This is a genomic window from Cryobacterium sp. TMB1-7 (genome assembly GCF_004402435.1).
Lineage (GTDB): Bacteria > Actinomycetota > Actinomycetes > Actinomycetales > Microbacteriaceae > Cryobacterium > Cryobacterium zongtaii.
Window position 1 is genome coordinate 1 of record NZ_SOFZ01000021.1, and the last position, 26974, is coordinate 26974.

At 67.1% G+C, this 26974-nt stretch carries 28 protein-coding genes; 7 read left to right on the forward strand and 21 right to left on the reverse strand.

The features are described from left to right. The 4 genes from E3O60_RS08610 to E3O60_RS08625 form a co-directional block, all read right to left on the reverse strand. Positions 1–1068 (reverse strand): serine/threonine-protein kinase (locus E3O60_RS08610; protein WP_134497785.1); only part of this gene is annotated, 1068 nt, incomplete at its 3' end. A gap of 130 nt (positions 1069–1198) precedes the next feature. After that, positions 1199–2089 carry a PP2C family serine/threonine-protein phosphatase gene (locus tag E3O60_RS08615; protein WP_134497787.1) on the reverse strand — a complete coding sequence of 297 codons (891 nt, stop codon included), beginning with the start codon at positions 2087–2089 and terminating at the stop codon, positions 1199–1201. A gap of 48 nt (positions 2090–2137) precedes the next feature. Continuing rightward, positions 2138–3202: an FHA domain-containing protein gene (locus tag E3O60_RS08620; protein WP_134497789.1), complete on the reverse strand. Its 1065-nt coding sequence runs from the start codon at positions 3200–3202 to the stop codon at positions 2138–2140. A gap of 46 nt (positions 3203–3248) precedes the next feature. After that, on the reverse strand, positions 3249–4676 hold the full coding sequence (locus E3O60_RS08625; RefSeq protein WP_088455465.1) for a gamma-aminobutyraldehyde dehydrogenase: 1428 nt from the start codon (positions 4674–4676) through the stop codon (positions 3249–3251). 94 nt (positions 4677–4770) lie between these two features. On the opposite strand from E3O60_RS08625, the gene E3O60_RS08630 reads away from it, so the two are divergent. Genes E3O60_RS08630 through E3O60_RS08645 form a run of 4 tightly spaced genes read left to right on the forward strand, consistent with a single transcriptional unit; the run spans position 4771 to position 7600 of the window. Beyond that, positions 4771–5253, forward strand: coding sequence for an Lrp/AsnC family transcriptional regulator (locus tag E3O60_RS08630; protein WP_134497791.1), 483 nt, complete (start codon positions 4771–4773; stop codon positions 5251–5253). A gap of 5 nt (positions 5254–5258) precedes the next feature. Beyond that, on the forward strand, positions 5259–6683 hold the full coding sequence (locus E3O60_RS08635; protein ID WP_103459625.1) for an aspartate aminotransferase family protein: 1425 nt from the start codon (positions 5259–5261) through the stop codon (positions 6681–6683). Positions 6684–6715: 32 nt separating this feature from the next. After that, the gene (locus E3O60_RS08640) at positions 6716–7174 is read left to right on the forward strand and encodes a helix-turn-helix transcriptional regulator (RefSeq protein WP_088457897.1); all 459 of its coding nucleotides are present in this window, start codon (positions 6716–6718) and stop codon (positions 7172–7174) included. Between the two features lie 9 nt (positions 7175–7183). Further along, a complete protein-coding gene (locus E3O60_RS08645) occupies positions 7184–7600 on the forward strand; it encodes a VOC family protein (protein ID WP_134497793.1) in 417 nt (138 codons plus the stop codon). A 6-nt stretch (positions 7601–7606) separates the two neighbouring features. Here E3O60_RS08645 and E3O60_RS08650 read toward each other — a convergent pair whose 3' ends face one another. Continuing rightward, the gene (locus tag E3O60_RS08650; protein WP_134497795.1) at positions 7607–8836 is read right to left on the reverse strand and encodes a DUF4192 family protein; all 1230 of its coding nucleotides are present in this window, start codon (positions 8834–8836) and stop codon (positions 7607–7609) included. A 133-nt stretch (positions 8837–8969) separates the two neighbouring features. On the opposite strand from E3O60_RS08650, the gene E3O60_RS08655 reads away from it, so the two are divergent. Next, positions 8970–9614 (forward strand): acetate uptake transporter, encoded by a 645-nt coding sequence (locus E3O60_RS08655; protein WP_240632392.1) that lies wholly within the window; start codon positions 8970–8972, stop codon positions 9612–9614. An 86-nt stretch (positions 9615–9700) separates the two neighbouring features. On the opposite strand, the gene E3O60_RS08660 is transcribed toward E3O60_RS08655, so the two are convergent. Genes E3O60_RS08660 through E3O60_RS08670 form a run of 3 tightly spaced genes read right to left on the reverse strand, consistent with a single transcriptional unit; the run spans position 9701 to position 14351 of the window. Next, positions 9701–11659 carry an ABC transporter ATP-binding protein gene (locus E3O60_RS08660; protein WP_134497797.1) on the reverse strand — a complete coding sequence of 653 codons (1959 nt, stop codon included), beginning with the start codon at positions 11657–11659 and terminating at the stop codon, positions 9701–9703. Continuing rightward, positions 11656–13389, reverse strand: a complete 1734-nt coding sequence (locus tag E3O60_RS08665; protein ID WP_103459631.1) for an ABC transporter ATP-binding protein — start codon at positions 13387–13389, stop codon at positions 11656–11658. Before E3O60_RS08665 ends, E3O60_RS08660 begins: the two co-directional genes overlap by 4 nt. Continuing rightward, complete coding sequence (locus tag E3O60_RS08670) at positions 13389–14351, reverse strand: aldo/keto reductase (RefSeq protein ID WP_088455458.1); 963 nt, start codon at positions 14349–14351, stop codon at positions 13389–13391. The genes E3O60_RS08665 and E3O60_RS08670 overlap by 1 nt, the downstream gene beginning before the upstream one ends. A gap of 132 nt (positions 14352–14483) precedes the next feature. Here E3O60_RS08670 and E3O60_RS08675 point away from each other — a divergent pair, with 132 nt between their 5' ends. Then, a complete protein-coding gene (locus tag E3O60_RS08675; protein ID WP_088455457.1) occupies positions 14484–14993 on the forward strand; it encodes a methylated-DNA--[protein]-cysteine S-methyltransferase in 510 nt (169 codons plus the stop codon). Beyond that, on the forward strand, positions 14990–15595 hold the full coding sequence (locus E3O60_RS08680) for a DNA-3-methyladenine glycosylase I (RefSeq protein ID WP_103478790.1): 606 nt from the start codon (positions 14990–14992) through the stop codon (positions 15593–15595). The genes E3O60_RS08675 and E3O60_RS08680 overlap by 4 nt, the downstream gene beginning before the upstream one ends. Here E3O60_RS08680 and E3O60_RS08685 read toward each other — a convergent pair. The 13 genes from E3O60_RS08685 to E3O60_RS08745 form a co-directional block, all read right to left on the reverse strand. Further along, positions 15592–16593 carry a malate dehydrogenase gene (locus E3O60_RS08685; RefSeq protein ID WP_134408543.1) on the reverse strand — a complete coding sequence of 334 codons (1002 nt, stop codon included), beginning with the start codon at positions 16591–16593 and terminating at the stop codon, positions 15592–15594. The genes E3O60_RS08680 and E3O60_RS08685 overlap by 4 nt on opposite strands. A gap of 9 nt (positions 16594–16602) precedes the next feature. After that, the gene (locus tag E3O60_RS08690; RefSeq protein ID WP_088455454.1) at positions 16603–17373 is read right to left on the reverse strand and encodes a YaaA family protein; all 771 of its coding nucleotides are present in this window, start codon (positions 17371–17373) and stop codon (positions 16603–16605) included. A 23-nt stretch (positions 17374–17396) separates the two neighbouring features. Next, a complete protein-coding gene (locus tag E3O60_RS08695) occupies positions 17397–17663 on the reverse strand; it encodes a F0F1 ATP synthase subunit epsilon (RefSeq protein ID WP_088455453.1) in 267 nt (88 codons plus the stop codon). Positions 17664–17665: 2 nt separating this feature from the next. After that, a complete protein-coding gene (gene atpD, locus E3O60_RS08700) occupies positions 17666–19129 on the reverse strand; it encodes a F0F1 ATP synthase subunit beta (protein WP_088455452.1) in 1464 nt (487 codons plus the stop codon). An 18-nt stretch (positions 19130–19147) separates the two neighbouring features. Then, positions 19148–20047: a F0F1 ATP synthase subunit gamma gene (locus tag E3O60_RS08705; protein ID WP_088455451.1), complete on the reverse strand. Its 900-nt coding sequence runs from the start codon at positions 20045–20047 to the stop codon at positions 19148–19150. 88 nt (positions 20048–20135) lie between these two features. Continuing rightward, positions 20136–21773 (reverse strand): F0F1 ATP synthase subunit alpha, encoded by a 1638-nt coding sequence (gene atpA / locus E3O60_RS08710; RefSeq protein WP_103459663.1) that lies wholly within the window; start codon positions 21771–21773, stop codon positions 20136–20138. Positions 21774–21860: 87 nt separating this feature from the next. Next, entirely contained in the window at positions 21861–22658 is a 798-nt protein-coding gene (locus E3O60_RS08715) for a F0F1 ATP synthase subunit delta (protein ID WP_088455450.1), read from the reverse strand. A gap of 5 nt (positions 22659–22663) precedes the next feature. Beyond that, positions 22664–23221 carry a F0F1 ATP synthase subunit B gene (locus E3O60_RS08720; protein WP_088455449.1) on the reverse strand — a complete coding sequence of 186 codons (558 nt, stop codon included), beginning with the start codon at positions 23219–23221 and terminating at the stop codon, positions 22664–22666. An 11-nt stretch (positions 23222–23232) separates the two neighbouring features. Beyond that, positions 23233–23463, reverse strand: a complete 231-nt coding sequence (gene atpE / locus E3O60_RS08725) for an ATP synthase F0 subunit C (RefSeq protein ID WP_088455448.1) — start codon at positions 23461–23463, stop codon at positions 23233–23235. A gap of 57 nt (positions 23464–23520) precedes the next feature. After that, on the reverse strand, positions 23521–24306 hold the full coding sequence (atpB, locus tag E3O60_RS08730; protein ID WP_088455447.1) for a F0F1 ATP synthase subunit A: 786 nt from the start codon (positions 24304–24306) through the stop codon (positions 23521–23523). A gap of 178 nt (positions 24307–24484) precedes the next feature. Beyond that, positions 24485–24985: a hypothetical protein gene (locus tag E3O60_RS08735; RefSeq protein WP_088455446.1), complete on the reverse strand. Its 501-nt coding sequence runs from the start codon at positions 24983–24985 to the stop codon at positions 24485–24487. Continuing rightward, complete coding sequence (locus E3O60_RS08740) at positions 24982–26208, reverse strand: MraY family glycosyltransferase (RefSeq protein WP_088455445.1); 1227 nt, start codon at positions 26206–26208, stop codon at positions 24982–24984. Before E3O60_RS08740 ends, E3O60_RS08735 begins: the two co-directional genes overlap by 4 nt. Beyond that, positions 26208–26906, reverse strand: a complete 699-nt coding sequence (locus tag E3O60_RS08745) for an L-threonylcarbamoyladenylate synthase (RefSeq protein ID WP_103431192.1) — start codon at positions 26904–26906, stop codon at positions 26208–26210. Before E3O60_RS08745 ends, E3O60_RS08740 begins: the two co-directional genes overlap by 1 nt. Positions 26907–26974 lie beyond the last annotated feature (68 nt).

Sequence of the window (26974 nt, forward strand, 5' to 3'; positions counted from 1 at the left end):
GACGGCCGCGAGAGTGCGCCGCCGCTGGGCGGGGCGCGGACGGTCGGCGCGGGTCGGGTCGGCGCGGGCCGGCGAAGCAGCGGTGCGGGCGGCGCCCGACTCCCGACGTTGGCGGCGGGCCGGCTGAGCGTCCACGGAGACCAGGCCGGTGATGCGGGTCTGATCGTCGGCGTCCCCGGCGGCCTGGGCTTCCCACTCGGCCGTCGCGAGCTCGAGCGGAGTCTGGGCGAGCCCGAGCTCGGCCTCTACGGCCTGCAGCTCCCGGATCAGCTCGAGCGCACTGGCCTGGCGCCGCTCGGGGCGTTTGGAGAGGGCCCGGGCCAGCACCAGCTCCAGGCGCTCCGGCACGTCGGGCCGACCGATGGGCGGCAGGGCCATCTTCTGGATGCGGGCCATCAGCTGGGCGGGCCCGTTGCGATCGCCGGGTAGTTCGAACGGCGACCGGCCGGCCAGCAGCGTGTAGAGCGTCGCCCCGAGTGACCAGACCTCGGCGGCCACCGAGCCCGGGCTCTCGTCGAACAGCACCTCGGGCGCCGACCACGGGATCGAGAGCCCGACCTGGTCGCTCTCCTCCACCTCACCGAGGGTGGCCGCAATGCCGAAGTCGGACAGGACCGGATGCCCGTACGCGGTGATCAGGATGTTCGACGGCTTGATGTCCCGGTGCAGCACGCCGGCCCGATGGGCGGTCTCCACGGCGCTGGCGATGGTCACCCCGATCCGGAGCAGTTCGGACACCGGCAGGCGGCCCGACCGGTAGCGCTGCTCGAGGGCGTTGGAGCAGTACTCCATCACCAGGAACGGGCGGCCGTCGGCGGACACCCCGGCCTGGAACACCGTGAGCACCGACGGGTGGGCTGACAGCTGAGCCATCAGGTTCGCCTCGGCCTGGAACAGACGCCTGACCGGGTCGCTGACAACCTCGGCGATGAGGACCTTGACTGCCACCTGGCGCCGCGGCAGGTTCTGTTCGTACAGGAACACATCGGCGAAGCCACCGGCACCCAACGGCCTCAGGTAGGAGAACCCCGGCAGGGCCGGGGGCGTCGACGGCAGTCTTACCGCCATGGCGCCTCCCGTGAATCGTCTCGAACGGTCGAAGGAACCGACCGGATTGCCTGCTTGCCCTGCCTGATCGCAGGATGTGGTCGTCGTCACGGGTATCGACGACCCTGCACAATTCTACGGCTGCGGGTCGTCAGGCCCCGGCAGCGGCGTCGGCCGCGTCGTCATGAACACCGGCGTCATGAACATCGTCGTCATGAACATCGGCGTCATGAACACTCTCGTCATGACTACCGTCGAGATCGTCGACGCTGAGCACGTCCAGGACTATCGCGGTCACGTTGTCGCGGCCGCCGTTCTCCAGCGCCGCGGTCACCAGGGCCGCGACGGCGTCCTCGGCCTTCGGGTTCGACAGCAGAAAATGCCGGATGCCGTATGCGGTCAGCTCCTTGGTGAGACCGTCCGAACAGACCAGGATGCGCTGGCCCGCCGTCAGCGGCAGGATGCGATAGTCGGGCACCGGTGGTTCGTGGAATCCGACGGCCCGGGTGATGACATTTCCGTGCGGATGCACATCCGCTTCCTCACGGGTGATCCGGCCCGCGTCGACGAGCTCCTGCACCACCGAATGGTCGACCGTCACCTGCTCCAGGACTCCGGAGCTGAGCTGGTAGACCCGCGAGTCGCCGATGTTGTACGCGATGAACTGCGGGGCATCCGAGACGATGGCCACGGCAACGCCGGTGACGGTGGTGCCGGTGCCCAGGTCGGTGACGCCTTCGCCGGCCTTCATGTCGTCAACGGCGAGGGCGAGGGCCCGGTTGATGGCCTCTGCCGTCGTATCAGCGTCGCTGCCCAGTTCGGCGAGCCGGGTCACCACGGCCTTGCTGGCGACATCGCCGGCGGAGTGGCCGCCCATGCCGTCGGCCACCGCAAAAATGGGTGATCGGGTTACCAGGCTGTCTTCATTGACTTCGCGGCGATGACCAACGTCGGTGAGCGCGGACCAGGCCAGGGTGACGGATTTCTTCACCGCGGGGAGCGCGATCGTGTGGCTGGGTGAGCCTTGACCTATCTGGGTCACGGGTGGTGCCTTCCGAATACAAACGTGCGGCAACGCAGCGAACGACGGTCAGTCCGCTGGCAGTATCTCGATCAGGTTACCGTCCCCGATGTCCACCGTTGTACCGGGCAACACCGTGAGCGAGGCTCCGAAGCGCAACCGCTGGGTGCGACCGAGGGGAAAATGAACCAGTGTGCCGTTCGTCGAACCGAGGTCGGTGACGACGACGGCGTCGCCGTCCTGCCGGATTTCGAGGTGATTCGCCGAGACGAGCGCTGTCGTTGAGGCCACCACGATCAGCTCCAGCCGCTCACCGGGCTGGATGCGCCGAGGCCGGGGGCTTCGCCCGATCCGGTACACCGCGCCCAGTCGCACCACCTCGCCGGTGGCCAACCTGAACCCGTGGGGCCCCGGCCGGTCGGCGGGTTCGTCGGCGGCAGATTCGGCGGCGGATTCGCCGGCGGATGGGTCGGCCGGTTCGCCCGACGGCTCGACGGCCGGTGCACCGGCGGCCACGACGACAACACGGTCACGCATTCGCCGGTCGAGCACGACGGTGTCGTCCACGATCCGCCTGGGGCGAAGCACAGTGTCAGCGGTGCCGTCCGGTTCCCCGGCGACCGACCAGAACAGGGTGTCACCGGCGTCGATGCCCGTGCCCAGCATCCGCCCGGCACCCAGCCGGTCGGCCCGAGCGACGGCGGCCAGCGGTGAGCCGATCACCAGCCCGGTCACGGACTGGAACTCCGCCAGCAGCCAGGGCCTGATGTTGCGGTCGGTGAACCGGCGGGATCCCCCGATCGAGAAGACGTCCACGGCGATGGCTCCACGCACGACGGCGTGCACGGGGATGCCGTCTTGCGTCGGGTCGTCTCCGTTTGTCCCGTCGCCGGCGCGGCGGACGCCCGGCACGATCACCGCGAACGCGTCCGGTTCTCCAGCACCGCCAAGCGGGATCAGCGACACGAGCGCCTCGAGTGTGACGGCGGTCTCAGCGGCGAGGGCGTGCAGGGCGGCCACGACGGGGCTGGCGGTGCTGGCGGGCACAACGGCCAGGAACCCGCGGCCCACCACGAACGTCCATTCGGCGCTCTCCAACGGCGCGGTCTCGCAGCCGACCCGTCCCAGTTGCATCAGGCTCCCTCGTTCCTTTGATGCTAAACCCGACGGCCGAGTCGACTCAGCCGATGTAGCTCATCACGTGCTTGATCCGGGTGTAGTCCTCGAAGCCGTACATTGACAGGTCCTTGCCGTAGCCGGAGTGTTTGAACCCGCCGTGCGGCATCTCGGCGACGATCGGAATGTGGGTGTTGATCCAGACGCAGCCGAAGTCCAGGCGCTTGGCCATCCGCATGGCCCGCCCATGATTGGAGGTCCACACCGACGAGGCCAGCCCGTACTGCACGTCGTTGGCCCAGGCCAGGGCCTCGGCTTCATCGGTGAAGCTCTGCACGGTGATCACCGGGCCGAAGATCTCCCGCTGCACCGCCTCGTCGGTCTGCCGCAGCCCGCTCACCACGGTGGCCTCGTGGAAATAGCCGGTGCTGCCCTGCCGGTGGCCGCCGAGCTCGACCACGGCGTGGTCGGGCAGCCGGTCGATGAAGCCGGTCACCTGGTCCAGCTGGTTGCGGTTGTTCACCGGTCCGAACAGGATGCCCGCCTCGCTCGGCGGCCCGGTGCGGGCGTTCTGGGCGGCGTGGGCGGCGAGCGCCGCCACGAACTCGTCGTGGATGCCGGCCTGCACGAGCACCCGGGTGGCTGCCGTGCAGTCCTGGCCGGCGTTGAAGAAGCCTGCCGCGCTGATGCCCTCAACGGCCTGCGCGATGTCGGCGTCGTCGAAGACGACGACCGGCGCCTTGCCGCCGAGCTCCAGGTGCACCCGTTTGAGGTCGGTGGCGGCGGCCCTGGCCACCTCCATGCCGGCGCGCACCGAACCGGTGATCGAGACCAGTTGCGGGATCTTGTGGTCGATCATCGCCGCTCCGGTGCTGCGATCCCCCATCACCACGTTGAACACGCCCGGCGGCAGGAACTCCGCAGCCACCTCCGCCAGCAGCAGGGTGGCGCTCGGGGTGGTGTCGGAGGGCTTGAGCACCGTGGTGTTGCCGGCGGCGAGCGCCGGGGCGAACTTCCACACCGCCATGTTCAGCGGGTAATTCCACGGTGTCACCTGACCGACGACGCCGATCGGCTCCCGGCGGATGAAAGAGGTGTGGTCCTTCATATACTCGCCGCCGCTTCTGCCCTCGAGCACCCTGGCGGCACCGGCGAAGAACCGGATCTGGTCCACCGACACCAGGATCTCGTCGTCGACGAGGGTGCTGCGCGGTTTGCCGGTGTCCCGGGATTCCGCGTCGGCGAATTCCTCTGCGCGCGCCTCCACGCCATCGGCGATGCGGAACAGGGCCAGCTGGCGTTCGGCGGGGGTGGATTCGCCCCAACCCTCGAACGCGGCCGCGGCGGCCCGGTAGGCCGAATCCACGTCGGCGGCGGTCGACACCGGGCTGGAGCCGTAGCTCTGCTCGGTGGCAGGGTCGATGAGGTCGATGGTGGTCGCTGAGGTGGACTCGACGTGGTCGCCGTTGATGAAGTTGCGTAGCGCGCTCATGCGCGTCAGCCTAGCCGCCCGGAATCCGTTGTGAAACTCGTGTTTCACGACTGATTCACTTGCCGCATAGCCCCTTCACTGTCACAATCGGGTGATGAGCAGCAATGGACGCGGCAGTGCGGGTCGGCCCGCGCAACTGGACGATGTGTCCAAGAAGATCATCGAGCAGCTGCAGGTGGACGGCCGGCGGTCCTACGCCGAGATCGGCAAGGCTGTCGGTCTGAGCGAGGCCGCGGTGCGCCAACGCGTGCAGAAACTCACCGAGGCCGGGGTCATGCAGGTCGTCGCGGTGACCGACCCCATGCAGCTGGGCTTCTACCGGCAGGCCATGATCGGCATCCGCGCCACCGGAGACACCCGGGTCCTGGCCGATCAGCTCGCCGCGATCGCCGCCGTCGACTACGTCGTGCTCACCGCAGGTTCCTTCGACATCCTGGCCGAGGTCGTCTGCGAGAACGACGACGAACTGATCGCCCTGCTCAATTCACAGATCCGCGCGCTTGAGGGGGTCGCCTCGACCGAGACCTTCGTCTACCTCAAGCTTCACAAACAGTTGTACGACTGGGGAACACGGTAACCGCGATGACCATCACAGAGCCCACCATCGGCCCACGCGTCTACACCGACGCCGAGAACGCCGACCTGCAGCAGAAGGCGAAGGACCACCTCTGGATGCACTTCGCCCGCCAGTCGGTGCTGGAATCCGGTGCCGGTGTTCCCGTCATCACCAAGGGGCTGGGCCACCACATTTGGGACTCCACCGGCAAGCGCTACATCGACGGCCTGAGCGGGTTGTTCGTGGTGAACGCCGGTCACGGCCGCAAACGCCTCGCCCAGGCGGCCGCGACGCAGGCCGAGGAACTCGCGTTTTTCCCGCTCTGGTCCTACGCTCACCCGAGCGCCATCGAGCTCGCCGACAGGCTGGCCGAGCATGCCCCGGGCGACCTCAACCGGGTGTTCTTCTCCACCGGCGGTGGCGAGGCCGTCGAAACCGCGTTCAAGCTGGCCAAGTACTACTGGAAGTTGCAGGGCCGGCCCACCAAGCACAAGGTGATCTCCCGCTCGGTCGCCTATCACGGCACCACCCAGGGTGCCTTGGCGATCACAGGTATCCCCGCGCTCAAGGAGATGTTCGAGCCGGTCACCCCCGGCGGGTTCAGGGTGCCGAACACCAACTTCTACCGGGCCGATGAGATGGGTTCGGGGCACGGCGACGACGTGGAAGCGTTCGGCCTGTGGGCCGCGAACCGTATCGAAGAGATGATCCAGTTCGAGGGGCCGGAAACCGTGGCCGCGGTGTTCCTGGAGCCCGTGCAGAACTCCGGCGGCTGTTTCCCACCGCCGCCGGGCTACTTCAAGCGGGTGCGCGAGATCTGCGACACCTACGACGTGCTGCTGGTGGCCGATGAGGTCATCACGGCGTTCGGCCGGATCGGCAACATGTTCGCCTCGACGACCTTCGGCATCGAACCGGACATGATCACCTGCGCCAAGGGCATGACCAGCGGGTACTCTCCGATCGGCGCGACGATCATCAGCGACCGCATCTACGAACCGTTCAAGCACGGCGACACGGCGTTCTATCACGGCTACACCTTCGGCGGCCATCCGGTCTCCGCAGCGGTGGCGCTGGCCAACCTCGACATTTTCGAGGAGGAGAAGCTCAACGAGAACGTGCGGGAGAATTCGCCGGTGTTCAGGGCGGAGCTGGAGAAGCTGCTCGAACTGCCGATCGTGGGTGATGTGCGCGGCGAGGGGTACTTCTTCGGCATCGAGCTGGTCAAGGACAAGGCCACCAAGGAGACCTTCAACGACGCGGAGTCCGAGCGGTTGCTGCGCGGATACCTGTCCGGTGCGCTGTTCGAGGCGGGGCTGTACTGCCGGGCGGATGACCGGGGCGACCCCGTCGTGCAGCTCGCACCGCCGCTGACCATCGGCCCGGCCGAGATCCGCGAGATCGGCGACATCCTGCACGGCGTGCTGTCGGAGGCGCCGAAGCACCTCTAGCCGGTCGCTCGGCCCGGTGCTAGCGTGAAATGGTGACTCCGCAGGAACTCGAGATTCTCGCCTGCCTGCGCCGGGCCCGGGACCTGATCGATCGGGAGTACGCGAACCCGCTCGACGTCCCCACCATGGCGCGCCGGGCGCTTATGTCGCCCGCGCACTTTTCCCGACGGTTCCGGGCGGCGTACGGCGAGACGCCGTACAGCTACCTGATGACCCGCCGGATCGAGCGGGCGATGGCGTTGCTCCGCGGTGGCGCGAGCGTCACGGATGCCTGCATGAGGGTCGGCTGCACCTCGCTGGGCTCGTTCAGCACCCGGTTCGCCGAGATCGTCGGCGAGGCTCCGAGCGCCTATCGGGCGCGCACGCACGCGTCCGTGACGGCCATGCCGGCCTGTGTCGCCCAGACTCACACCCGCCCGGTTCGGCGCCCGCCGGGCACTGCCCGCGAATCGAGCAGGATCCAAGAAGCGCGCCGGACGCTAGCGGCCTAGATTCGTCGCATGACAACGACAATCTCACTCCAGTACTGCAACATCACCGTCAACGATGTCGACGAGGCGATCGCGTTCTATCGGGACGCGCTCGGGCTCGAGGTGCGCAGCGACGTGCCGTCCGGAAAATTCCGCTGGGTCACGCTCGGCAGCGATGCCCAGCCCGGTCTCGAGATCGTGCTGTCGGAGCCGCACGCCGGCCGGTCGCCGGCCGACGGCGATGCGCTCCAGGAGCTGCTCGCCAAGGGGGTCCTGCCGATGCTCGTGTTCCGCTCGGACGACGTCGACGCGACGTTCGAGACCGTGCGTGCGTCCGGCGCCGAGGTGCTCCAGGAGCCCACCGACCAGCCCTGGGGCCCACGCGACTGCGCCTTCCGGGATCCGTCCGGAAACACCGTGCGCATCGCGCAGGCCCCGGCTGCCTGAACGGGCTCAGAGGTCCGTCTCGTCGGGCACCTCGAAGGCCCACTCCGGCAGGTGGCCGCTGCCGATCAGCTGCAACAGCAGCCGCGCCATGCCGTACTCGCCGTCGATGTCCAGGGCCGTGTCGATGTAGATTCCCGCGACCGACCCGCGGCCCAGCGTCCAGCTCAGCCAGGCCAGCATGCACAGCGGCGCCGGCCTGGCCGACCGGGGTGCCATCGCCACGAGCAGCTGGAGCAGCCGGATGCCCCGGCTGACCCGTTCCGGGTCCGGCCGGTCCCGACTGAGGCCGAGCATCAGGTCCCCGGTCGTCGGCGAGTCTTCCTGCAGGGCCCGGCCGGCCGCCATGTCGGCCTCGACGACGTCGTCCATGCTCAGGCCCGTCTCCCGCTGCCGTCTGGCGTAGTGCCGGTTCAGCGCCAGGCTGCGGTGGCCCTCGGCCTCGCCGAAGGCGAACTGCAGCATCATCTGGTCGCGGGTGGCCGGACCCTGAATCAGGAAGAGCAGCGCGGCGGCCTCGTCGATGCTGAGCTCGGCGGGGTTCACGCCCAGCGCGGATTCCGCGGTGCCGACAGGGTCGAGCATGTCGCCGACCATCTCGATCAGCTCAGGGACCGGCCCCAGGTCGGGGCCGAGCCGTTGGTAGCGGGCCAGGCGCCTGGCGCAGCGTTCCCGGGTGGCGAGGTCCACCCTGGGCAACTCGGCGCCGGTGTGCAACCGGCCCAGTTCACGGCGGGCGTCGCCTGGGAATCCCTCGCTGACGCTGGAGTCCTTGATTTCGCGGAGCGGATGCCGCAGCGGTTGCTTGCGTGGCCGGCCACGGTCAGGTGCGGCGTCCAGGTAGGAGGCCCAGCCATCCGCGGCCACGCACAGGGCGTCGCGCACCAGGAAGCCGGCCTGGCCGGCGCGGGTGAGGATCGCCCGCAGGAACGCGCCCTGCGGCAGGTCGGCCACGTCGGTCGCCGGGGCGTCGCCGATCGACTCGTCGGTGTAGCTCACCGGTACGAGGGCGTCAACGCCGGGAATCTTGCACAGGGTGCCGAGCAGGGCGCCGGCGATGCGTCGGAGTTCCTGCGGACCGGCGTCGGGGCTGGGGAGGTTGAACCGCAGCGCACCGCAGGTGCGGTTGCCGCGGAACGCGACGAGCACCAGGCTTTGGGCGGGGTGGAAGCCCACAAGTTGGGGCACGAGGGCGAGGAAATCCTGGGGAGTCGGGGTCTTCACGATTGTCTTCTGCATGCCTCGACGGTGCGCCGGATCCGGCCAGGGCGACCGGACGCCGGCCGACCTGTGCAGAACCTGCCGGGCCGGTGGCCTGTGCACTACTCGGTCGGCGGGGTGGGGCCGGGTGCGGCTGATAATCTCAAAACAAATGAATCAGATCAATACGACGTATCCGGAGGCCCCCGCGGCCTCCGCGACAGCACCCGCCGCACCCATGTCCGCAGCCCCCGCAGCCCCGTCCCACGGCCCCCTCGCCGATCCCGGCGCCCTCGGCCTGGGCGCGTTCGCGCTCACGACCTTCGTGCTCAGCATGTCCAACACCGGAATCGTTCCCTCCAGCGTCGCCGTCCTCGGCCTCGCGCTGTTCTACGGCGGCATCGCCCAGGTCATTGCCGGCATCTGGGAGCTGCGCAACGGCAACACCTTCGGCGCCACGGCGTTCACCTCGTTCGGTGCGTTCTGGCTGGCGTTCTGGTACCTGGAGAGCACCGGCGGCAACGTCGAGGCCGGTGCCGCCGGCATGGGCACCTTCCTGCTGGCCTGGGCGATCTTCACGCTCTACATGACCGTGGCCGCCAAGAAGACCAACGGCTCGATCTTCATCGTCTTCGTCGCCCTCTCGATCACCTTCGTGCTGCTGGCCATCGGCGCGTACACCGGGATCACCGCGATCCACCAGCTCGGCGGCTGGTTCGGCATCCTCACCGCACTGCTGGCCTGGTACGGCTCGTTCGCCGTGGTCTACAACTCCACCGCCGGCCGCGCCGTCCTCCCCGTCTGGCCCGCCAAGTAACCCACTCCCTCCCCCTCGCGAACTGTGAGAAAAGCCCCAGAAACTCGACGTTTCTGGGGCTTTTCTCACAGTTCGCGGGGCCGGGGCTACTCGATGGCTGCTGCGAATTGGGAGTCGTAGAGGGACCTGTATGCGCCGTCGGCTTCGAGCAGCTCGGCGTGGCTGCCCTGCTCCACGATCTGGCCCGCCTCCATCACCAGGATCAGGTCGGCGTCGCGGATGGTCGACAGTCGGTGCGCGATCACGAAGCTGGTGCGATCGGCGCGGAGTGCCTTCATGGCGTGCTGCACGAGCACCTCGGTGCGGGTGTCGACGGAGCTGGTGGCCTCGTCGAGGATCAGCACGCTGGGCCGGGCCAGGAACGCCCGCGCGATGGTGAGCAGCTGCTTCTCCCCGGCGCTGACGTTGCCGCCCTCGTCGTCGAGCACGGTGTCGTAGCCGTCCGGCAGCGAGTGCACGAACCTGTCCACGTAGGTGGCCGTCGCGGCCTCGAGGATCTGCTCCTCGGTGGCGTCCGGCCGGCCGTAGGCGATGTTGTCGCGGATGCTGCCGCCGAACAGCCAGGTGTCCTGCAGCACCATGCCCATCCGGCCGCGCAGGTCGTTGCGGGTCATCCCGGCGATATCCACACCGTCCAGGGTGATCCGGCCCCCGTCGAGCTCGTAGAAGCGCATCATCAGGTTCACCAGGGTGGTCTTGCCGGCGCCGGTAGGGCCCACGATCGCCACGGTCTGGCCGGGTTCGGCCACCAGGTTCAGGCCCTGGATGAGCGGCTTGTCGGCGCTGTAGCTGAACGACACGTCCTCGAACACCAGTCTCCCGCGGGTCTCCGCGGGCGTCTCGGCCGGGTCGGCGTCCGGGGTCTGCTCGTCGGCATCCAGCAGCTCGAAGACCCGCTCGGCGCTGGCGACGCCGGACTGCAGCAGGTTGGCCATCGAGCCCAGCTGCGCCAGCGGCTGGGTGAACTGCCGGGAGTACTGGATGAACGCCTGCACGTCACCGAGCTGCATGGCCCCCGACGCCACCTGTAGGCCACCGACGACGGCGATGGCCACGTAGACCAGGTTGCCGATGAAGGTCATGGCGGGCATGATCATGCCGCTGACGAACTGGGCGCCGAAGCTGGCCTCGTAGAGTTCGTCGTTCTTCGCGGCGAAGCGCTGCTCCACCTCCTTCTGCCGGCCGAAGACCTTGACCAGGGCGTGCCCGGAGAAGGTCTCCTCGATCTGGCCGTTGAGCTCCCCGGTGTGGGCCCACTGCGCCACGAAGAGCCTCTGCGACCGCTTGGCGATCAGCACCGTGGTGACCAGGGTCAGCGGCACGGTGACCAGCGCGATCACGGCGAGCAGCGGCGAGAGAAGCAGCATCATCACGATCACGCCGATGACGGTGAGCAGTGACGTGACCACCTGGCTGAGCGACTGTTGCAGGCTCTGCGAGATGTTGTCGACGTCGTTGGTCACCCGGCTGAGCAGCTCACCGCGCTTGACGGTGTCGAAGTAGCCCAACGGCAGCCGGTTGATCTTGGCCTCGATTTCCTCGCGCAGCCTGAACACCGTGCGCTGCACGACGGCGTTGAGCACCAGCGCCTGCAGCCAGCTGAACACCGACGCGAGGATGTAGAGCGCCAGCACCCAGAACAACACGGCAGACAGGGCCGCGAAGTCGATGCCGAGGCCGGGGGTGAGGGTCATGGCGCTGAGCATGTCGGCCTGCGCGGTGTCGCCGGATGCCCGCAGTCCGGCGATCACCTCGGCCTGAGTGGCCCCGGCCGGCAGGGCCTTGCTCACGACGCCGGAGAAGATCAGGTTGGTGCCCTCGCCGAGCAGTCGGGGGCCGATCACCGAGAATGTGACGCTGATCACGGCGAGCACCAGCACCAGCACCAGCCACACCCGCTCGGGGCGGAGCGTGCCGATCAGGCGTTTGGCGCTCGGCCCGAAGTTCATCGCCTTCTCGGCCGGCATGTTCATGCCGCCGAACGGGCCGCCGCCCCGCGGTGGGCGTGCCGGTACCTTGTCGTCGGCGGTTTCGGTGTCGCTCATGAGGTGGCCTCCGCTGCCAGCTGGGATGCCGCAATTTCCTGGTAGGTCGATGAGGTCGCCAGCAGCTGTTCGTGGGTGCCGCTCGCGACGATGCGGCCGTCTTCGACGACGAGGATCTGGTCGGCGTCGAGGATCGTGGACACCCGCTGGGCCACGATGATCATGGTGGCGTCGGCGACGTCCGCGGCCAGGGCCGCCCGCAGCCGGGCATCCGTGGCGAGGTCGAGCGCCGAGAATGAGTCATCGAAGATATATAGCTCCGGCCGTTTCACCAGCGCCCGGGCGATTGCGAGGCGTTGCCGCTGCCCGCCGGAAACGTTGGTGCCGCCCTGGGCGATGGCGGCGTCGAGGCCACCGTCGAGCCGTTCGACGAAGTCGCGGGCCTGCGCGGTCTCCAGCGCCTGCCAGATCTCGGCCTCGGTGGCATCCGGCTTGCCGTAGAGCAGGTTGCTGCGCACGGTGCCGGAGAACAGGTAGGGCTTCTGCGGAACCAGGCCGATGTGGCCCCAGAGCAGGTCGGGGTTCAGCTCGCGCACGTCGACACCGCCGAACAGCACGGTGCCGCTGGTGGCATCGAACAGGCGCGGCAGCAGGTTGACCAGGGTGGTCTTGCCCGAACCGGTGCTGCCGATGATGGCGGTGGTGAACCCGGGTCTGGCCACGAAGCTGATGTCGCTGAGCACGGGCTGTTCGGCGCCGGGGTAGGCGAAGCTCACGCCCCGAAGCTCCAGCTCGCCGTGCCCGTGCGTCTGGTTCACGGGGTTCTTTGGCGGACGCACGCTGGAGGCGGTGTCGAGCACCTCGCCGATCCGGTCGGCCGACACTGTGGCGCGGGGAATCATCACGGCCATGAAGGTCGCCATCATCACGGCCATCAGGATCTGCATCAGGTAGCTGAGGAACGCGATCAGGGTGCCCACCTGCATCGATCCGTCTTCGATGCGGAACGCGCCGAACCAAATCACGGCGACGCTGGAGACGTTGAGCACCAGCATCACCACGGGGAACATCAGCGCCATCAGCCGGCCGGCCTGCAGGGCGGTGTGGGTGACGTCGGTGTTGGCCTGGCCGAAGCGGCGGGTCTCCACGTCTTCGCGCACGAATGCGCGAATGACCCGGATGCCGGTGAGCTGTTCGCGCAGCACCCGGTTGACGGTGTCGATGCGCACCTGCATCACCCTGAACAGCGGCACCATGCGCACGATGATCAGCCCGACGGCCACGAGCAGCACGGGCACGCTGACGGCGATCAGCCAGGACAGTTCGAGGTCCTGGCGCATCGCCATGATGACCCCGCCGATGCAGAGGATGGGCGCTGAGACCAGCAGGGTGCAGGTGGTGAGCACGAGCATCTGCACCTGTTGCACGTCGTTGGTGGAGCGGGTGATCAGCGAGGGGGCGCCGAATCGGCTGACCTCCTGCTCGGAGAATTCGCCGACCCTGGTGAAGACCGCCCCGCGCAGGTCACGGCCGAGGGCCATGGCCGCCTTGGCGCCGAAGTAGACGGCGATGATGGCGCAGATGATCTGGCCGAGGGTGATCATCAGCATGATCCCGCCGACGCGGAGGATGTAGCCGGTGTCGCCGGTGGCCACGCCCTCGTCGATGATGTCGGCGTTCAACGATGGCAGGTAGAGCGACGCGATCGACTGCGCCAGCTGGAAGACGACGACGGCCACCAGCAGGCGCCAGTGCGGCCGGAGGTAGCGAACGAGCAGGGTCCAGAGCATCAGGCGAAGAGGGCGGAGATGTAGGCGACGTCTTCAGCCGTGGGCCGCCAGGTGGTGGCGGCCTCGGCGTTCTGCACGATCTGCTCCGGCTTGGTGGCGCCGGCGATCACGCTGGTGAGACCGGGCTGGGCCAGGAGCCAGGCCAGGGTCGCGGCCAGCATGCTCACGCCGCGGTCGTCGCAGAACTGCTGGTAACGCTCGATGGTGTCCCAGGGGGCGTCGTCGAGCAGGTGCCGGCGGATGGTCATGATGCGGCTGTCCGCCGGGCCGCCCTCACGACTGAACTTGCCGGTGAACAGCCCGTTGTAGAGCGGAAAGAACGGCAGGAAGCCCAGGCCGTAGGCGTTCACGGCGGGCAGGACCTCGTCTTCGGCGTCGCGCACGAGCAGGCTGTACTCGTTCTGTGCCGAGATGAAGGCCGGGTGATGGTTGATCCTGGCGGTGAATTCGGCTTCGGCGATCTGCCAGCCGGCCAGGTTGGAGTGGCCGATGTAGCGGATCTTGCCCTCACGGATGAGGTCGTCCAGGGTCTCGAGGGTCTCCTCGATGGGGGTGTTGGCGTCGGGCCGGTGCAGTTGGTACAGGTCGATCCAGTCGGTCTGCAGCCGGGTGAGCGACGCTTCGACGGCCAGACGGATGTAGCGGCGGGAGCCGCGGGCGTCCCAGTCGGGGCCGTTCGCGCCGGCCATGTCCATGCCGAACTTGGTGGCGAGCACGATCTGGTCGCGCTTGCCGCGCAGGGCGTTGCCCATCAGGGTTTCGCTGAGTCCGCGTTCCGCGCCGTAAATGTCCGCGGTGTCGAACAGGGTCACACCGGTGTCGATGGCCGCATCGATCACCAGGGAGGTACCCGCCTGGGTCTCGGTGCTGGTGCCGTTACGGCCGAAGTTATTGCAGCCCAGACCGATCGTCGAGACGACGAGGCCGGAGTTGCCGAGAGTGCGATAGTCGATCTGAGCCATTGCTACAGACTATTCCTGTGCGGCGATGATGTGACCACCTGCGGCCCCTCCTCCACAGGCCCCTGACCGGCCGGATATTCCCCTGTCCGAAAACCGCCGGAACCGTTCGGGACCGCCGACTACAGTCACACTATGACCAGCGCAGCCCCCACTCCCCCGAACCTGATCCGCGTGCAGAGTCCCCTCGGCGACCTCGAGCTCACGGGCGATGACACCGAGGTCTGGTCCCTGGCCATCGTCAGGGACGGCCACCTCCCCCTGGAAGGCCTGCCGGAGGCTCCCAACGCGCTGCTTGGACGCGCCGCCGCTGAACTCGGCGAGTACTTCGCCGGCGCGAGGGTCACCTTCGATGTGCCGGTGCGGTTGAACCGCGGCACCGAGTTCCAGCAGAGCGTCTGGCGGGGTCTGGCCGCCATCCCCTTCGGCGATCATCTTTCCTACGGTGAGCTGGGCCGTTCGATCGGCAGGAGCGGCGCCGGCCGGGCGATCGGCGGCGCCGTCGGCGCGAACCCGGCGCCGATCCTGGTGGGCTGCCATCGGGTGCTCGCCTCTAACGGGCGCATCACCGGTTTCAGCGCCGGCGAGGGCATCCCCACCAAACAGTGGCTGTTGCGGCACGAGGGCATCGAGTACGTCGGATGACAACCGAGGAAACCGTGATTCCGCGGCCATCCGTCGTCGTCGGTGACGACGGAGTCGCCCGGTGCGGCTGGGCCGCGAACGACGCCGAGTACCGGCGCTACCACGACGAGGAGTGGGGCCGGCCGCTGCGCGATGAGCAGCGCCTGTTCGAGAAGCTGTGCCTGGAGGGATTCCAGGCGGGGCTGTCCTGGATCACGATCCTCCGGCGCCGGCCGGCGTTCCGGGCCGCGTTCGCCGGTTTCAACGTCGATGCCGTCGCCGCGTTCACCGAGGCGGATGTGGAGCGGCTGCTCACCGATGAGCGCATCATCCGGCACCGGGGCAAGATCACCGCCACCATCGACAACGCCCGAACCACCCTGGCCCTGGGCGAGAGCCTGACCGAGCTGATCTGGAGCTTCGCACCGGCACCGCGGAGCACGCCGCTCACTGATCTGGCCGAGGTGCCGGCGATCACGCCGGAGTCCACCGCGCTCAGCACGACACTCAGAGCCCGCGGCTACAGGTTCGTGGGCCCGACCACCATGTACGCGCTGATGCAGTCGAGCGGGCTCGTGAACGACCACGTGCTCGGCTGCCACCTGGCGCCGGCGCCGGCCTAGGCGGATTCTCGCGGGCCGAGCAGCCCCAGGGCACCGACGGCGGCGCGCTCCGCCTGCAGTTCGGCCACCGAGGTGTTGATCCGGGCGCGGGAGAAGTCGTCAACAGCCAGCCCCGGCTCGATCGCCCAACGGCCGCCCAGGGAGCGCACGGGGTAGGACGACACCAGGCCGGCCGGCACGCCGTATGACCCGTCGGAGAACACTCCGGCGCTGGTCCAGTCGTGACCGGTGCCGTTCACCCAGTCGTAGACATGGTCGACCGTGGCGCTGGCGGCAGACCCCATCGAGGACGCTCCGCGCACGGCGATGATCTCGGCGCCGCGGTTGGCCACCCGCGGGATGAACTCGTTCACCAGCCAGGCCTCGTCGACGAGCTCCCGCACCGGGCGTCCGTCGATGGTGGCGTGGGACACGTCGGGGTACTGCAGGGCCGAGTGGTTGCCCCAGATAGCCACGCCACTCACCGAGGTGACCGGCACCGACAGGTGCGCCGCGAGCTGGGCGACCGCGCGGTTGTGATCGAGCCTGGTCAGGGCGGTGAAACGGTCGGCGGGTACATCCGGCGCGTGGCTGGCCGTGACCAGGGCATTGGTGTTGGCCGGGTTGCCCACCACCACCACCCTGATGTCGTCGGCGGCGCCGGCGTTGATGGCGGCGCCCTGCGGGCCGAAGATGCGGGCATTGCCCTCGAGCAGGTCCGCACGCTGCTGGCCGGGTCCGCGGGGCCGCGAGCCCACGAGGATGGCCACGTTGGCGCCGTCGAAGGCCTGCACCGGGTCATCCGTCACGAGCACCTCGCGCAGCAGCGGGAAGGCGCTGTCCTGCAGTTCGAACGCGCTGCCCTCCGCGGCCCGGAGACCGCTGGGGATCTCGAGCAGGCGGAGCGCGACGGGAACGTCAGGTCCGAGCAATTGGCCCGAGGCGATGCGGAACATCAGCGCATAGCCGATGTTGCCTCCGGCGCCGGTGACGGTGACGTTTACTCGTTGTCTCTGCACGAATTCATACTAGAGGTGACCGGCGACGACGAGTTCGAGTTCGCCGACAGCGCCGGGCCGCAGGGCGAATCCGGCCGTCGGCGCCCAGGCGAGGAGCGCGTCGACGGTGTCGAAGGCCTGGCCGTGCTGCAGCAGCGCCCTGGTGAAGTCGCCCTTGGCCTTTTTGTTGAAGTGGTTGAGGGCGCGGGTGCGACCGTCGGCGCTCTCGGTCACCACCCGCAGGTAGAACCGCCGCGGATGCCCCGCCGCAGGTCCCAGCGACACGTACCCTTCCGAGCGCAGGTCGAGCAGCAGCCCGCCCGAACCATCGGACGCGGTGGCCTCGAGCGCCGCGGACACGTCGGCAGCCCAGTGCTTCTTGAGGGGCAGGCCCGGCAGCCGGGAGTCGTGCGAGAGCCTGTAGGCGGGTACGAGGTCGAGCCCCCCGACGGGTCCGAGCAGCGCGGAGTGCACCAGCAGGTGCCTGCCTGCGAAGTCGCGGGCCGCCGGCGACAGGGTGTCGGCGGCCAACGCGTCATAGAGCACCCCGGTGTACCTGTCGATAACCGGGGTCGTCGGGGAGGACAGCAGGGCGGCGTTGCGGTCGATCTCGGCGAGTTGGGTGCGGCCGAGCTTGAGGGCGCGCACGGTGGCGTCCTGATCGGCGGCCAGCGCGGCCAGGGCGGTAGTGAGCACGTGGCGGCGACCGGTCAGCGCCGGGAAGGCCAGGGAGTCAATCGCCAGGGGCATGCAAACGCCGCCGGAGCGTTTCGTCTCCGACGGCGGTAGCAATACAAACACGAGGATCCTAAATCAGGCGGCGCCTAAACGAGTGCGGCCCGGCGGGCGACAATGGAGATGATGTCGTTGTCCACGGACAGGAACCCGTCGTCAGCCTCGGCGACGACCTTGGTTCCGTCCAGCAGCGTGATGCGAACCTCGCCGCTGGACAGGATGGCCAGCAACGGCTCGTGGCCGACAAGAATACCGATCTCGCCTTCCACCGTGCGCGCGACAACCATGGACGCCTCGCCGGACCAGACCTGCTGGTCCGCCGAGACGAGAGTCACGGTGAGCGAAGCCGAAGCCATGCTTAGCCGTTCTCCTTCTGGATCTGAGCCCACTTCTCTTCGACGTCGTTGATGCCACCGACGTTGAAGAATGCCTGCTCCGACACGTGGTCGAAGTCACCGTTGGCGATGGCCGTGAACGACTCGATGGTGTCCTTGAGCGACACCGTCGAACCCTCGACGCCCGTGAACTTCTTCGCCATGTAGGTGTTCTGCGACAGGAACTGCTGGATGCGCCGGGCGCGGGCCACGGTGACCTTGTCCTCTTCAGAGAGCTCGTCAACACCGAGGATCGCGATGATCTCCTGGAGTTCCTTGTTCTTCTGCAGGATCGCCTTGACGCGAACGGCCGTGTTGTAGTGGTCGGCGCCCAAGTAGCGGGGGTCGAGGATACGGCTGGACGAGGTGAGCGGGTCGACGGCCGGGTACAGGCCCTTCGACGCGATCTCACGCGACAGCTCTGTGGTGGCGTCGAGGTGCGCGAACGTGGTCGCCGGAGCCGGGTCGGTGTAGTCGTCGGCAGGCACGTAAATGGCCTGAAGCGAGGTGATCGAGTGGCCACGGGTCGACGTGATGCGCTCCTGCAGGATGCCCATCTCGTCGGCCAGGTTCGGCTGGTAGCCCACGGCGGACGGCATGCGGCCCAGCAGGGTCGACACCTCGGATCCGGCCTGGGTGAAGCGGAAGATGTTGTCGATGAAGAGCAACACGTCCTGCTTGGCGACGTCACGGAAGTACTCGGCCATGGTCAGCGCGGAGAGCGCGACACGCAGACGCGTTCCCGGCGGCTCGTCCATCTGGCCGAACACGAGGGCGGTCTTGTCGAAGACGCCCGCCTCTTCCATTTCGCCGATGAGGTCGTTGCCCTCACGGGTACGCTCGCCGACACCGGCGAACACCGACACACCACCGTGGTCCTGCGCAACGCGCTGAATCATTTCCTGGATCAGGACGGTCTTGCCGACACCGGCACCACCGAAGAGGCCGATCTTTCCACCGAGCACGTACGGCGTGAGCAGGTCGATGACCTTGATGCCGGTCTCGAACAGCTGGGTCTTGGACTCCAGCTGGTCGAAGGGCGGCGGCTTGCGGTGGATGGGCCAGCGCTCGGTGATCTCGATCTTCTCACCGGGCTTGGCGTTGAGGACCTCGCCGATGACGTTGAAGACGCGGCCCTTGGTGACGTTGCCGACCGGAACCATGATGGGCGAGCCGGTGTCCCGGACCTCCTGGCCGCGGACGAGGCCGTCGGTCGGGTTCAGGGCGATGGCGCGAACCAGGTCGTCACCGAGGTGCAGGGCGACCTCGAGGGTGATCTCGGTCGACTCGTCGCCGATGACGATGGTCGTCTTGAGCGCGTTGTACATGCCAGGGATCGAGTCGTGCGGGAACTCGATGTCCACGACGGGGCCCGTGACGCGTGCGATGCGGCCCACAGCGCCGGCTGTGCCCTCTTCGAGGACTGGCGCGATTGCGGTGTCAGTCATTGCTCTCTCTTCTCTGGATTAGTTCTTGGCGGATGAGAGCGCGTCGGCTCCACCCACGATCTCGGAAATCTGCTGCGTGATCTCGGTCTGGCGCGCATTGTTCGACAGCCGGGTGAAGTCCTTGATGAGCTTGTCGGCATTGTCGCTGGCCGACTTCATCGCCTTCTGGCGGCTGGCGTGCTCCGAGGCCGCGGACTGCAACATGGCGTTGAAGATGCGGCTTTCGATGTAGACCGGCAGCAGGGCGTCGAGCACGGTCTCGGGGTCCGGTTCGAATTCGTAGAGCGGCAGCGTGGCGGGCACGTCGCCGGCTTCACCCTCGACGACCTCCAGGGGCAGAAGGCGCACAACCTGGGGAACCTGGGTGACCATGCTCACGAAGCGGTTGTAGACGATGTGGATCTCGTCGACGCCACCGTCATCGGCTTCGCGCAGGAAGGCCGACAGAAGTGCGTCGCCGATCTCCTGGGCGGTGTCGAACTCGGGACGGTCGGTTCCGCCGGTCCACGACTGCTCGGACACACGACGGCGGAAGCTGAAGTACGCCAGGGCCTTGCGGCCGACGAGGTAATAGACGACGTCCTTGCCCTGGTTGCGCAGCAGCTCGCTGAGCTGTTCAGCCTCACGCAGTACCTGCGAGCTGAACGCGCCCGCGAGTCCACGGTCCGAGGCGAAGATGACGACCGCGGCACGGTTGATGACCTCGGGTTCGGTAGTCAGCACGTGCTCGACGTTCGAGTAGGTGGCGACGGCCGACACCGCCTGCGTGATCGCACGCGAATACGGGGTGGAAGCCGCGACTCGCGCCTGCGCCTTCTGGATGCGCGAAGCGGAGATCAACTCCATGGCCCGAGTGATCTTCTTGGTCGTCTGGGCAGACTTGATCTTCTGCCGGTAGACCCGAAGTTGCGCTCCCATGTGTCTCCTGTGCTTGCTTAGATATCGTGTCGATGAGTGTCAAGTACCCGGTCCGAGCCGCCTGCGGCGGCTCGAACCGGATGCGCGGTCAGCGCTTGTGCTTGACGATCTTTTCCTGGTTGACGTCTTCTGCCTTGGTTGCGACGAACTCTTCACGGCCGACGGAAGCCAGGGGCTTGCCCTCACCGGTCTGGAATTCGCGCTTGAAGGTGTCAACCGCGGTGGTCAGTTCGGCGACGGTGTCGTCGCTGAGCACGTTGGTGTCGCGGAGCGTCGTGAGGATGCTGGTGGTGCGACCGAGGAAGTCGAGCAGTTCGCGTTCGAAACGCAGGATGTCCTCGAGGGGAACCTCGTCCAGCTTGCCGTTCGTGCCGGCCCAGATCGAAACGACCTGGTCTTCCACGGGGTACGGCGAGTACTGCGGCTGCTTGAGCAGCTCGGTGAGACGGGCGCCACGAGCAAGCTGGCGACGGCTGGCCGGGTCGAGGTCAGATGCGAACATCGAGAACGCTTCGAGAGAACGGTACTGGGCCAGTTCGAGCTTGAGGGTACCGGAGACCTTCTTGATCGACTTGACCTGGGCGTCGCCACCAACACGCGAAACCGAGATTCCCACGTCGACCGCGGGGCGCTGGTTGGCGTTGAAGAGGTCGGACTGCAGGAAGATCTGGCCGTCGGTGATCGAGATCACGTTGGTCGGGATGTAGGCGGCAACGTCGTTGGCCTTGGTCTCGATGATCGGCAGGCCGGTCATCGATCCGGCACCGAGCTCGTCGGAGAGCTTGGCACAACGCTCGAGCAGACGGGAGTGCAGGTAGAACACGTCGCCGGGGTACGCTTCGCGTCCCGGCGGGCGACGCAGCAGCAGCGACACCGCACGGTAGGCCTCGGCCTGCTTGGACAGGTCGTCGAAGATGATGAGAACGTGCTTGCCGGCGTACATCCAGTGCTGGCCGATGGCCGAGCCGGTGTACGGCGCGAGGTACTTGAAGCCGGCCGGGTCGGACGCGGGAGCCGCGACGATGGTCGTGTACTCCATCGCTCCGGCATCCTCGAGCGCACCCTTCACCGAAGCGATGGTGGAGCCCTTCTGGCCGATGGCGACGTAGATGCAGCGAACCTGCTTGTTGGAGTCGCCGGACTCCCAGTTGGCCTTCTGGTTGATGATGGTGTCCACCGCGATGGCGGTCTTGCCGGTCTGGCGGTCACCGATGATCAGCTGGCGCTGGCCACGGCCGATCGGGATCATCGCGTCGATGGCCTTGATGCCGGTCTGCATCGGCTCGTGCACGCTCTTGCGGTGCATGACGCCGGGAGCCTGCAGCTCGAGGGCGCGGCGACCGTCCGTGGCGATCTCACCGAGACCGTCGATCGGGGCGCCGAGCGGGTCGACGACACGGCCGAGGTAACCGTCGCCGACGGGAACGGAGAGGACCTCGCCGGTGCGGTACACCTCCATGCCTTCGACGATGCCGGCGAACTCGCCGAGGACGACAACACCGATCTCGTCTTCGTCGAGGTTCAGCGCAAGGCCGAGGGTGCCGTCCGCGAACTTGATGAGCTCGTTGGCCATCACGCCGGGGAGACCCTGCACGTGGGCGATGCCATCGCCCGCGGTGGTGACGTAGCCGACCTCGGTCGTTGCGGCCTTGTTCGGCTCATAGGACTTGACGAAGTCCTGGAGAGCGTCACGGATCTCATCGGGGCTGATCGTTAGTTCTGCCATCATCTTCCCTTTTCTGTACAGCAGTACAGGCTTTGTCTTTTCGACACGTTACCGTCTCGAGATATGTGTGTTCTGGCAACCCGAAGGTTAGCCAGCAAGCTGCAGTCTCAAGTCCTTGAGACGGGTGGAGACGCTGCCGTCAATGACGTCATCGCCGATCTGTACCTTGAGGCCACCGATGACGGATGCGTCGATGACCTGGTTGAGGGCGACGTTGCGTCCGTACCGGGCCGAGAGCGTCGCGGCGAGGCGGTCCAACTGCCCCTGCTGCAGCGCTGCCGCCACGGTGACCGTCGCAAGGATGCTGTCGGCCTGATCGGCGACGATGGTGGCCGCATCCGTGAGAAGCTCGCCGATACGGCGGCCGCGAGGCTGCTGCACCAGGTGGCGAACGATGACGAGGGTCTGGGGCGACACCTTGTCGGCGAGGAGCGCCTGGATGAGTCCGACCTTGGCTGAGGACTTACCCAGCTTGCTGGTCAGGGCCAACTCGAGTTCGGCATCCGAGGACACCGCCGCACCGAACTGGAACAGTTCGGATCGGATCGACACGTTCGGCTCCGCCGAATCCGCCGTCACCCGCAACGCCAGCTCTTCGAGCGCGGCCAGCAGATCCTGGTGGCTCGACCAGCGGCCGACAGCCACGCTCAGCAGCAATTCGAGAGCGGCGGGCGTGACGGTGGCACCGAAGACCGCACGAACGAGCGCGATCTTGTGTGACTCCTCCGCAGACGAATCGCCGAGAGCGGCGAGAAGCTGAGACGACTCACCGATGACCCGGCCGGCGTCGAACAGGTTCTCACCCGTCGCCAGATCAGCCCACTCGGCGTGGGCGGCGAGTGCCGCCCGCGACGTGGCCAAGGCTTCTCTGGTGGCGCTTCCCATGTGTCTTAGTTCTTTCCGGCCGAAGGGGCCGTGTTCTCGGTGGCTTCGATGTCAGCGAGGAACCGCTCGACCATGGCGCTTGCACGCGCATCGTCGTTCAGGCTCTCCCCGATCACGCCGGAGGCGAGGTCGATGGCGAGGGATCCGACTTCACTGCGCAGCGACTGGACAGCGGACTGACGCTCGGCCTCAATCTGTGCCTTCGCAGTTGCCGTGATGCGGTTGGCCTCTGACGTGGCCTGTTCCCGCAGCTCGGCGAGAATGCGCTGACCGTCGGCGCGTGCCTGCTCGCGGATCTGGCCGGCTTCGACGCGGGCAACGGCCAGCTGGGCGGTGTACTGCTCGAGAGCAGCTTCGGCCTTGCGCTGGGCGTCGTCTGCCTTGGCGATGTTCCCTTCGATGGCCTCCGCACGGTCGTCAAGGATCTGACGGAAACGCGGGATCGCGAAGCGTACAAAGAAGACCATGACAACCAGGAGGACGACAAGCGACCAGGTGATGTCGTAGATGGCAGGAAGAAACGGGTTGGTTTCCGCTTCCGCTGCGAGAACAAGCTCAGGCATTGTGGTAATCCCTAGACGAAGATGAAGAATACGGCAACACCGATGAACGCGAGGAGCTCGGTGAACGCGATGCCGAGGAACATGGTGACCTGGAGACGGCCGGCGAGCTCGGGCTGGCGAGCCATGGCTTCAACGGTCTTTCCGGCGACGATACCGATGCCGATACCGGGGCCGATCGCGGCAAGGCCGTAACCGACGGTCGCGATGTTGCCGGTGATCTCGGCGAGGATGGTGGGTTCCACTAGGTGTTTCCTTTCAATCGAAAAACGACGTCGGTCGACGTAGCCAGTTCAGTTGTGTCAGTGCTCTTCAGCCACGGCTTGTTGCACGTACACGGCGGTCAGAAGGGTGAAGATGTACGCCTGGAGGATGTAGACGGCGAATTCAACAAAGGTGAAGATGAACCCGAACGCGAGTGTTCCAACGCCGAAGAGTCCGACCCATCCACCGGCAGTGAAGAAGAAGAAGTTCGTGGCACTGAAGCACAGCACGAGCAGCAGGTGCCCGACCATCATATTGAGTAGGAGTCGCAGGGCCAGCGAGAGCGGCCGGACGATGAAGATGTTGATGAACTCGATCGGCGCGAGCAGGATGTAGATCGGCCACGGCACACCGGCGGGGAAGAGCGAGTTCTTGAAGAACTTGCCCGGGCCCAACGCCTTGATGCCGGCGTAGATGAACACGACGTAGGCGACGAGGCCGAGCAGCAGCGGCATCGCGATGATCGATGTTCCCGAGATGTTCATGAACGGCACCACACCGGTGATGTTCATCGCCAGGATGCCGAAGAACAGCCCGGCCAGGAGGGGCAGGTAACGCCGGCCCATGTCCTTGCCCAGGATCTGGTCTGCGATCTGCACCTGGACGAAGCCGAGGGCGAGCTCCGCGATGCTCTGGTTGCGACCTGGGACCCGGGTGGGCTTGCGCAGTGCGAACCAGAACAGGAACAGCATGAGCGCGATGGCCAGCAGTCGAACCAGGATGATGCGGTTGATCTCGAAGGGCGTGTCTGCGAAGAACAGCGCGGGGAGGCCCAGGAATTCGCCAATCCCCGGAGCGTGGAATTCGCCCTCCTCGGATGCCATGGGAATCAGCAAGTACGCAGCGTTAGACAACAGCGCTATCTCCTGTTTCTGTGCGGACGCACATAGGCGACAGTGGGGGAATTCGGTCTACGGCTCGGGGGCGCACACTGCCACCTGAGAGTGTTTTCACTTTACCAACAATCGCTCTTGGGGACTAATCGACGTGACCGGTGCGCGGTCAGCGCGCGGTCTCATCCGGTGCGCTCGGAAGCATGACATTGCTCGCGTAGCCCAGGCGTGATTTGAAGACCACGATCACGTCGATGAGCATGGTGCCGACGGCCCCGGCGATCACCGTGAGGAAGAGCACCATCGTCTGCACGAAGGGGGCATCGCGCAGCAGGGCCAGGATGACGATGAAGACGACGATCTTCAGCAGCCAGGCACCCATGACGATTCCGAAGAACGCCGCGATGTCGAACCTCATCGCCCCGATGATGCTGGCGGCGGTGATGGACGCGAACAGAACAGCCAGCGCGGTGCCGATGAGGGCGCTGATGAGGCCCTCCGTTCCGGCGAACAGGTAGCCGAGGCCGCCGCCGATCACGGCGATCGCGATGGCCAGCAGTCCGGTGTACTTGAGGACCTCGGTGAGGATCTTCTTGGCATCCACCGGCGTCGTCCTGGTCGGTGTGGCTGGCGCGCCTGCGGAGTCGGGGGAATCGGGTGCGGGGGTCATACGGGCTCCTTGGCGTCAGACGCTTCGTCGAGGGGATCAAGCCGGGCAATGGTGGGGACGCCGATGGCGCCGGTCGCCGGGGCGAGCTGGCTGGCGGCCTCGATGGCCTTGCGGCGGCTCAGCGGGGCGAGGGTGACAACCGTGCAGATAACCAGGGCGCTCACCAGGAAGACGGTGGCCCACCAGGTGGGCAGACCGAAGAACACCGGGAGCAGGTAGTAGAGCAGGCAGCCCACCGATGCGGCTGCGGTCCAGGCGTAGAAGATCAGCACGGCGTGCAAGTGCGAGTGCCCCATGTCCAGGAGCCGGTGGTGCAGGTGCTTGCGGTCGGCACTGAACGGCGACTTTCCGGCGCGAACCCGCCTGAACACCGCCAGGCCGAAGTCGAGCAGCGGGATGATGAGGATCGCCACCGGCAGGATCAGCGGGATGAAGGCCGGGAACAGCTGGGACCGGTTGACGGCCGTTGGGTCGACCTGGCCGGTGATCGCGATGGCCGAGGTGGCCATCAGCAGCCCGACGAGGAGGGCGCCGGCGTCGCCCATGAACATCTTGGCGGGGCGCCAGTTCACCGGCAGGAACCCCACGCAGGCGCCGACCAGGATCGCGGCGATCAGGGAAGCGAGGTTGAAGTAGTTGGTGGGCGAGGTGTCGCGCACCAGCAGGTAGCTGTAGATGAAGAACACACCGTTGGCGATGAGCGCGACCCCGGCGACCAGCCCGTCGAGCCCGTCGATGAAGTTGATCATGTTCATCACGATGACGATGGCCATGACCGTGATCACGATCGACATCCAGGACGATCCGACGGTGAGTCCGCCGATCGGCAGGGAGAAGACCTGCACGCCCTGCCAGGCCACCAGGCCGGCGGCGATGAACTGGCCAAGCAGCTTGGTCATCCAGTCGAGATCCCAGATGTCGTCCGCGACACCGAGCAGCACGATGAGCAGGGCCGCGCCGAGGATGGCCATGATCTGGTGCGGGTCGGCGAAGATCAACCGAAGCGGCGCGAACTGGGAAGCCACCAGGTAGGACACCCCGAAGGCGACCAGGATGCCCAGGAACATGGCGATGCCGCCCAGCCGCGGGGTGGGCCGGGTGTGCACATCACGTTCACGGATCTTGGGGTACAGCCGGTACTTGTGGGTGAGCTTGAGCACCACGATCGACATGACGAAAGTCACGACCGCCGACACCACAGCCAACAGGAAGAAAAGGGTCATTACACGTCCACTGGGGCGAGAGCGTCGCCGATGACGGCCTCGATCGCGGCCCGGGAGATCACACCGTTCCGCACGATGACCAACTTGCCGCCGTTGGTGGCGAAGCCGGTGGCATCCACGATTGTGGAGGAGGTGTCGCCGGCGCGGTCGCCGATCGGCTCGTAGTCCAGTCCCGCGACTCCCCCGTCGAGGTAGACGGCGACACTGATGCCGAGCATCTCTTCTGCGCCGATGACGTCGATGGCCGAGGGCAGGCCGCTGGTGTTGGCGCTCGAGACGGCGAGTGGGCCAGTCTCGGCCAGCAGGTCCAGGGCCACCTGGTTGCGGGGCATCCGCAGGGCGACGGTGCCTTGGGTCTCGCCCAGGTCCCAGACCAGGGAGGACTGCGCGGTGAGCACCACGGTGAGACCGCCGGGCCAGAACTCGGCGACCAGGGCGCGCACGGGCTCTGGCACGTCCTGGGCGAGGGCGTCGAGGGTGGGGATGCCCGGGATGAGCACCGGCGGGGGCGACTGGCGGCCCCGGCCCTTGGCGTCGAGCAGTTTTTGCACGGCCTCGGGGTTGAATGCGTCCGCGGCGAGGCCGTAGACGGTGTCGGTGGGGATGACGACGAGCGCACCGCGGCCGATCGCCGAGCGTGCCAGTCTCATGCCCGTCGAGCGTTCCTCATCGACCGAGCAGTCATAGATACGTGTCATCGGGCACGATTCTAGTGCAGCCAGCCTGTGAGGGCCCGTCGACGGAGCCGGGGCGGGCTCTAGGCGCC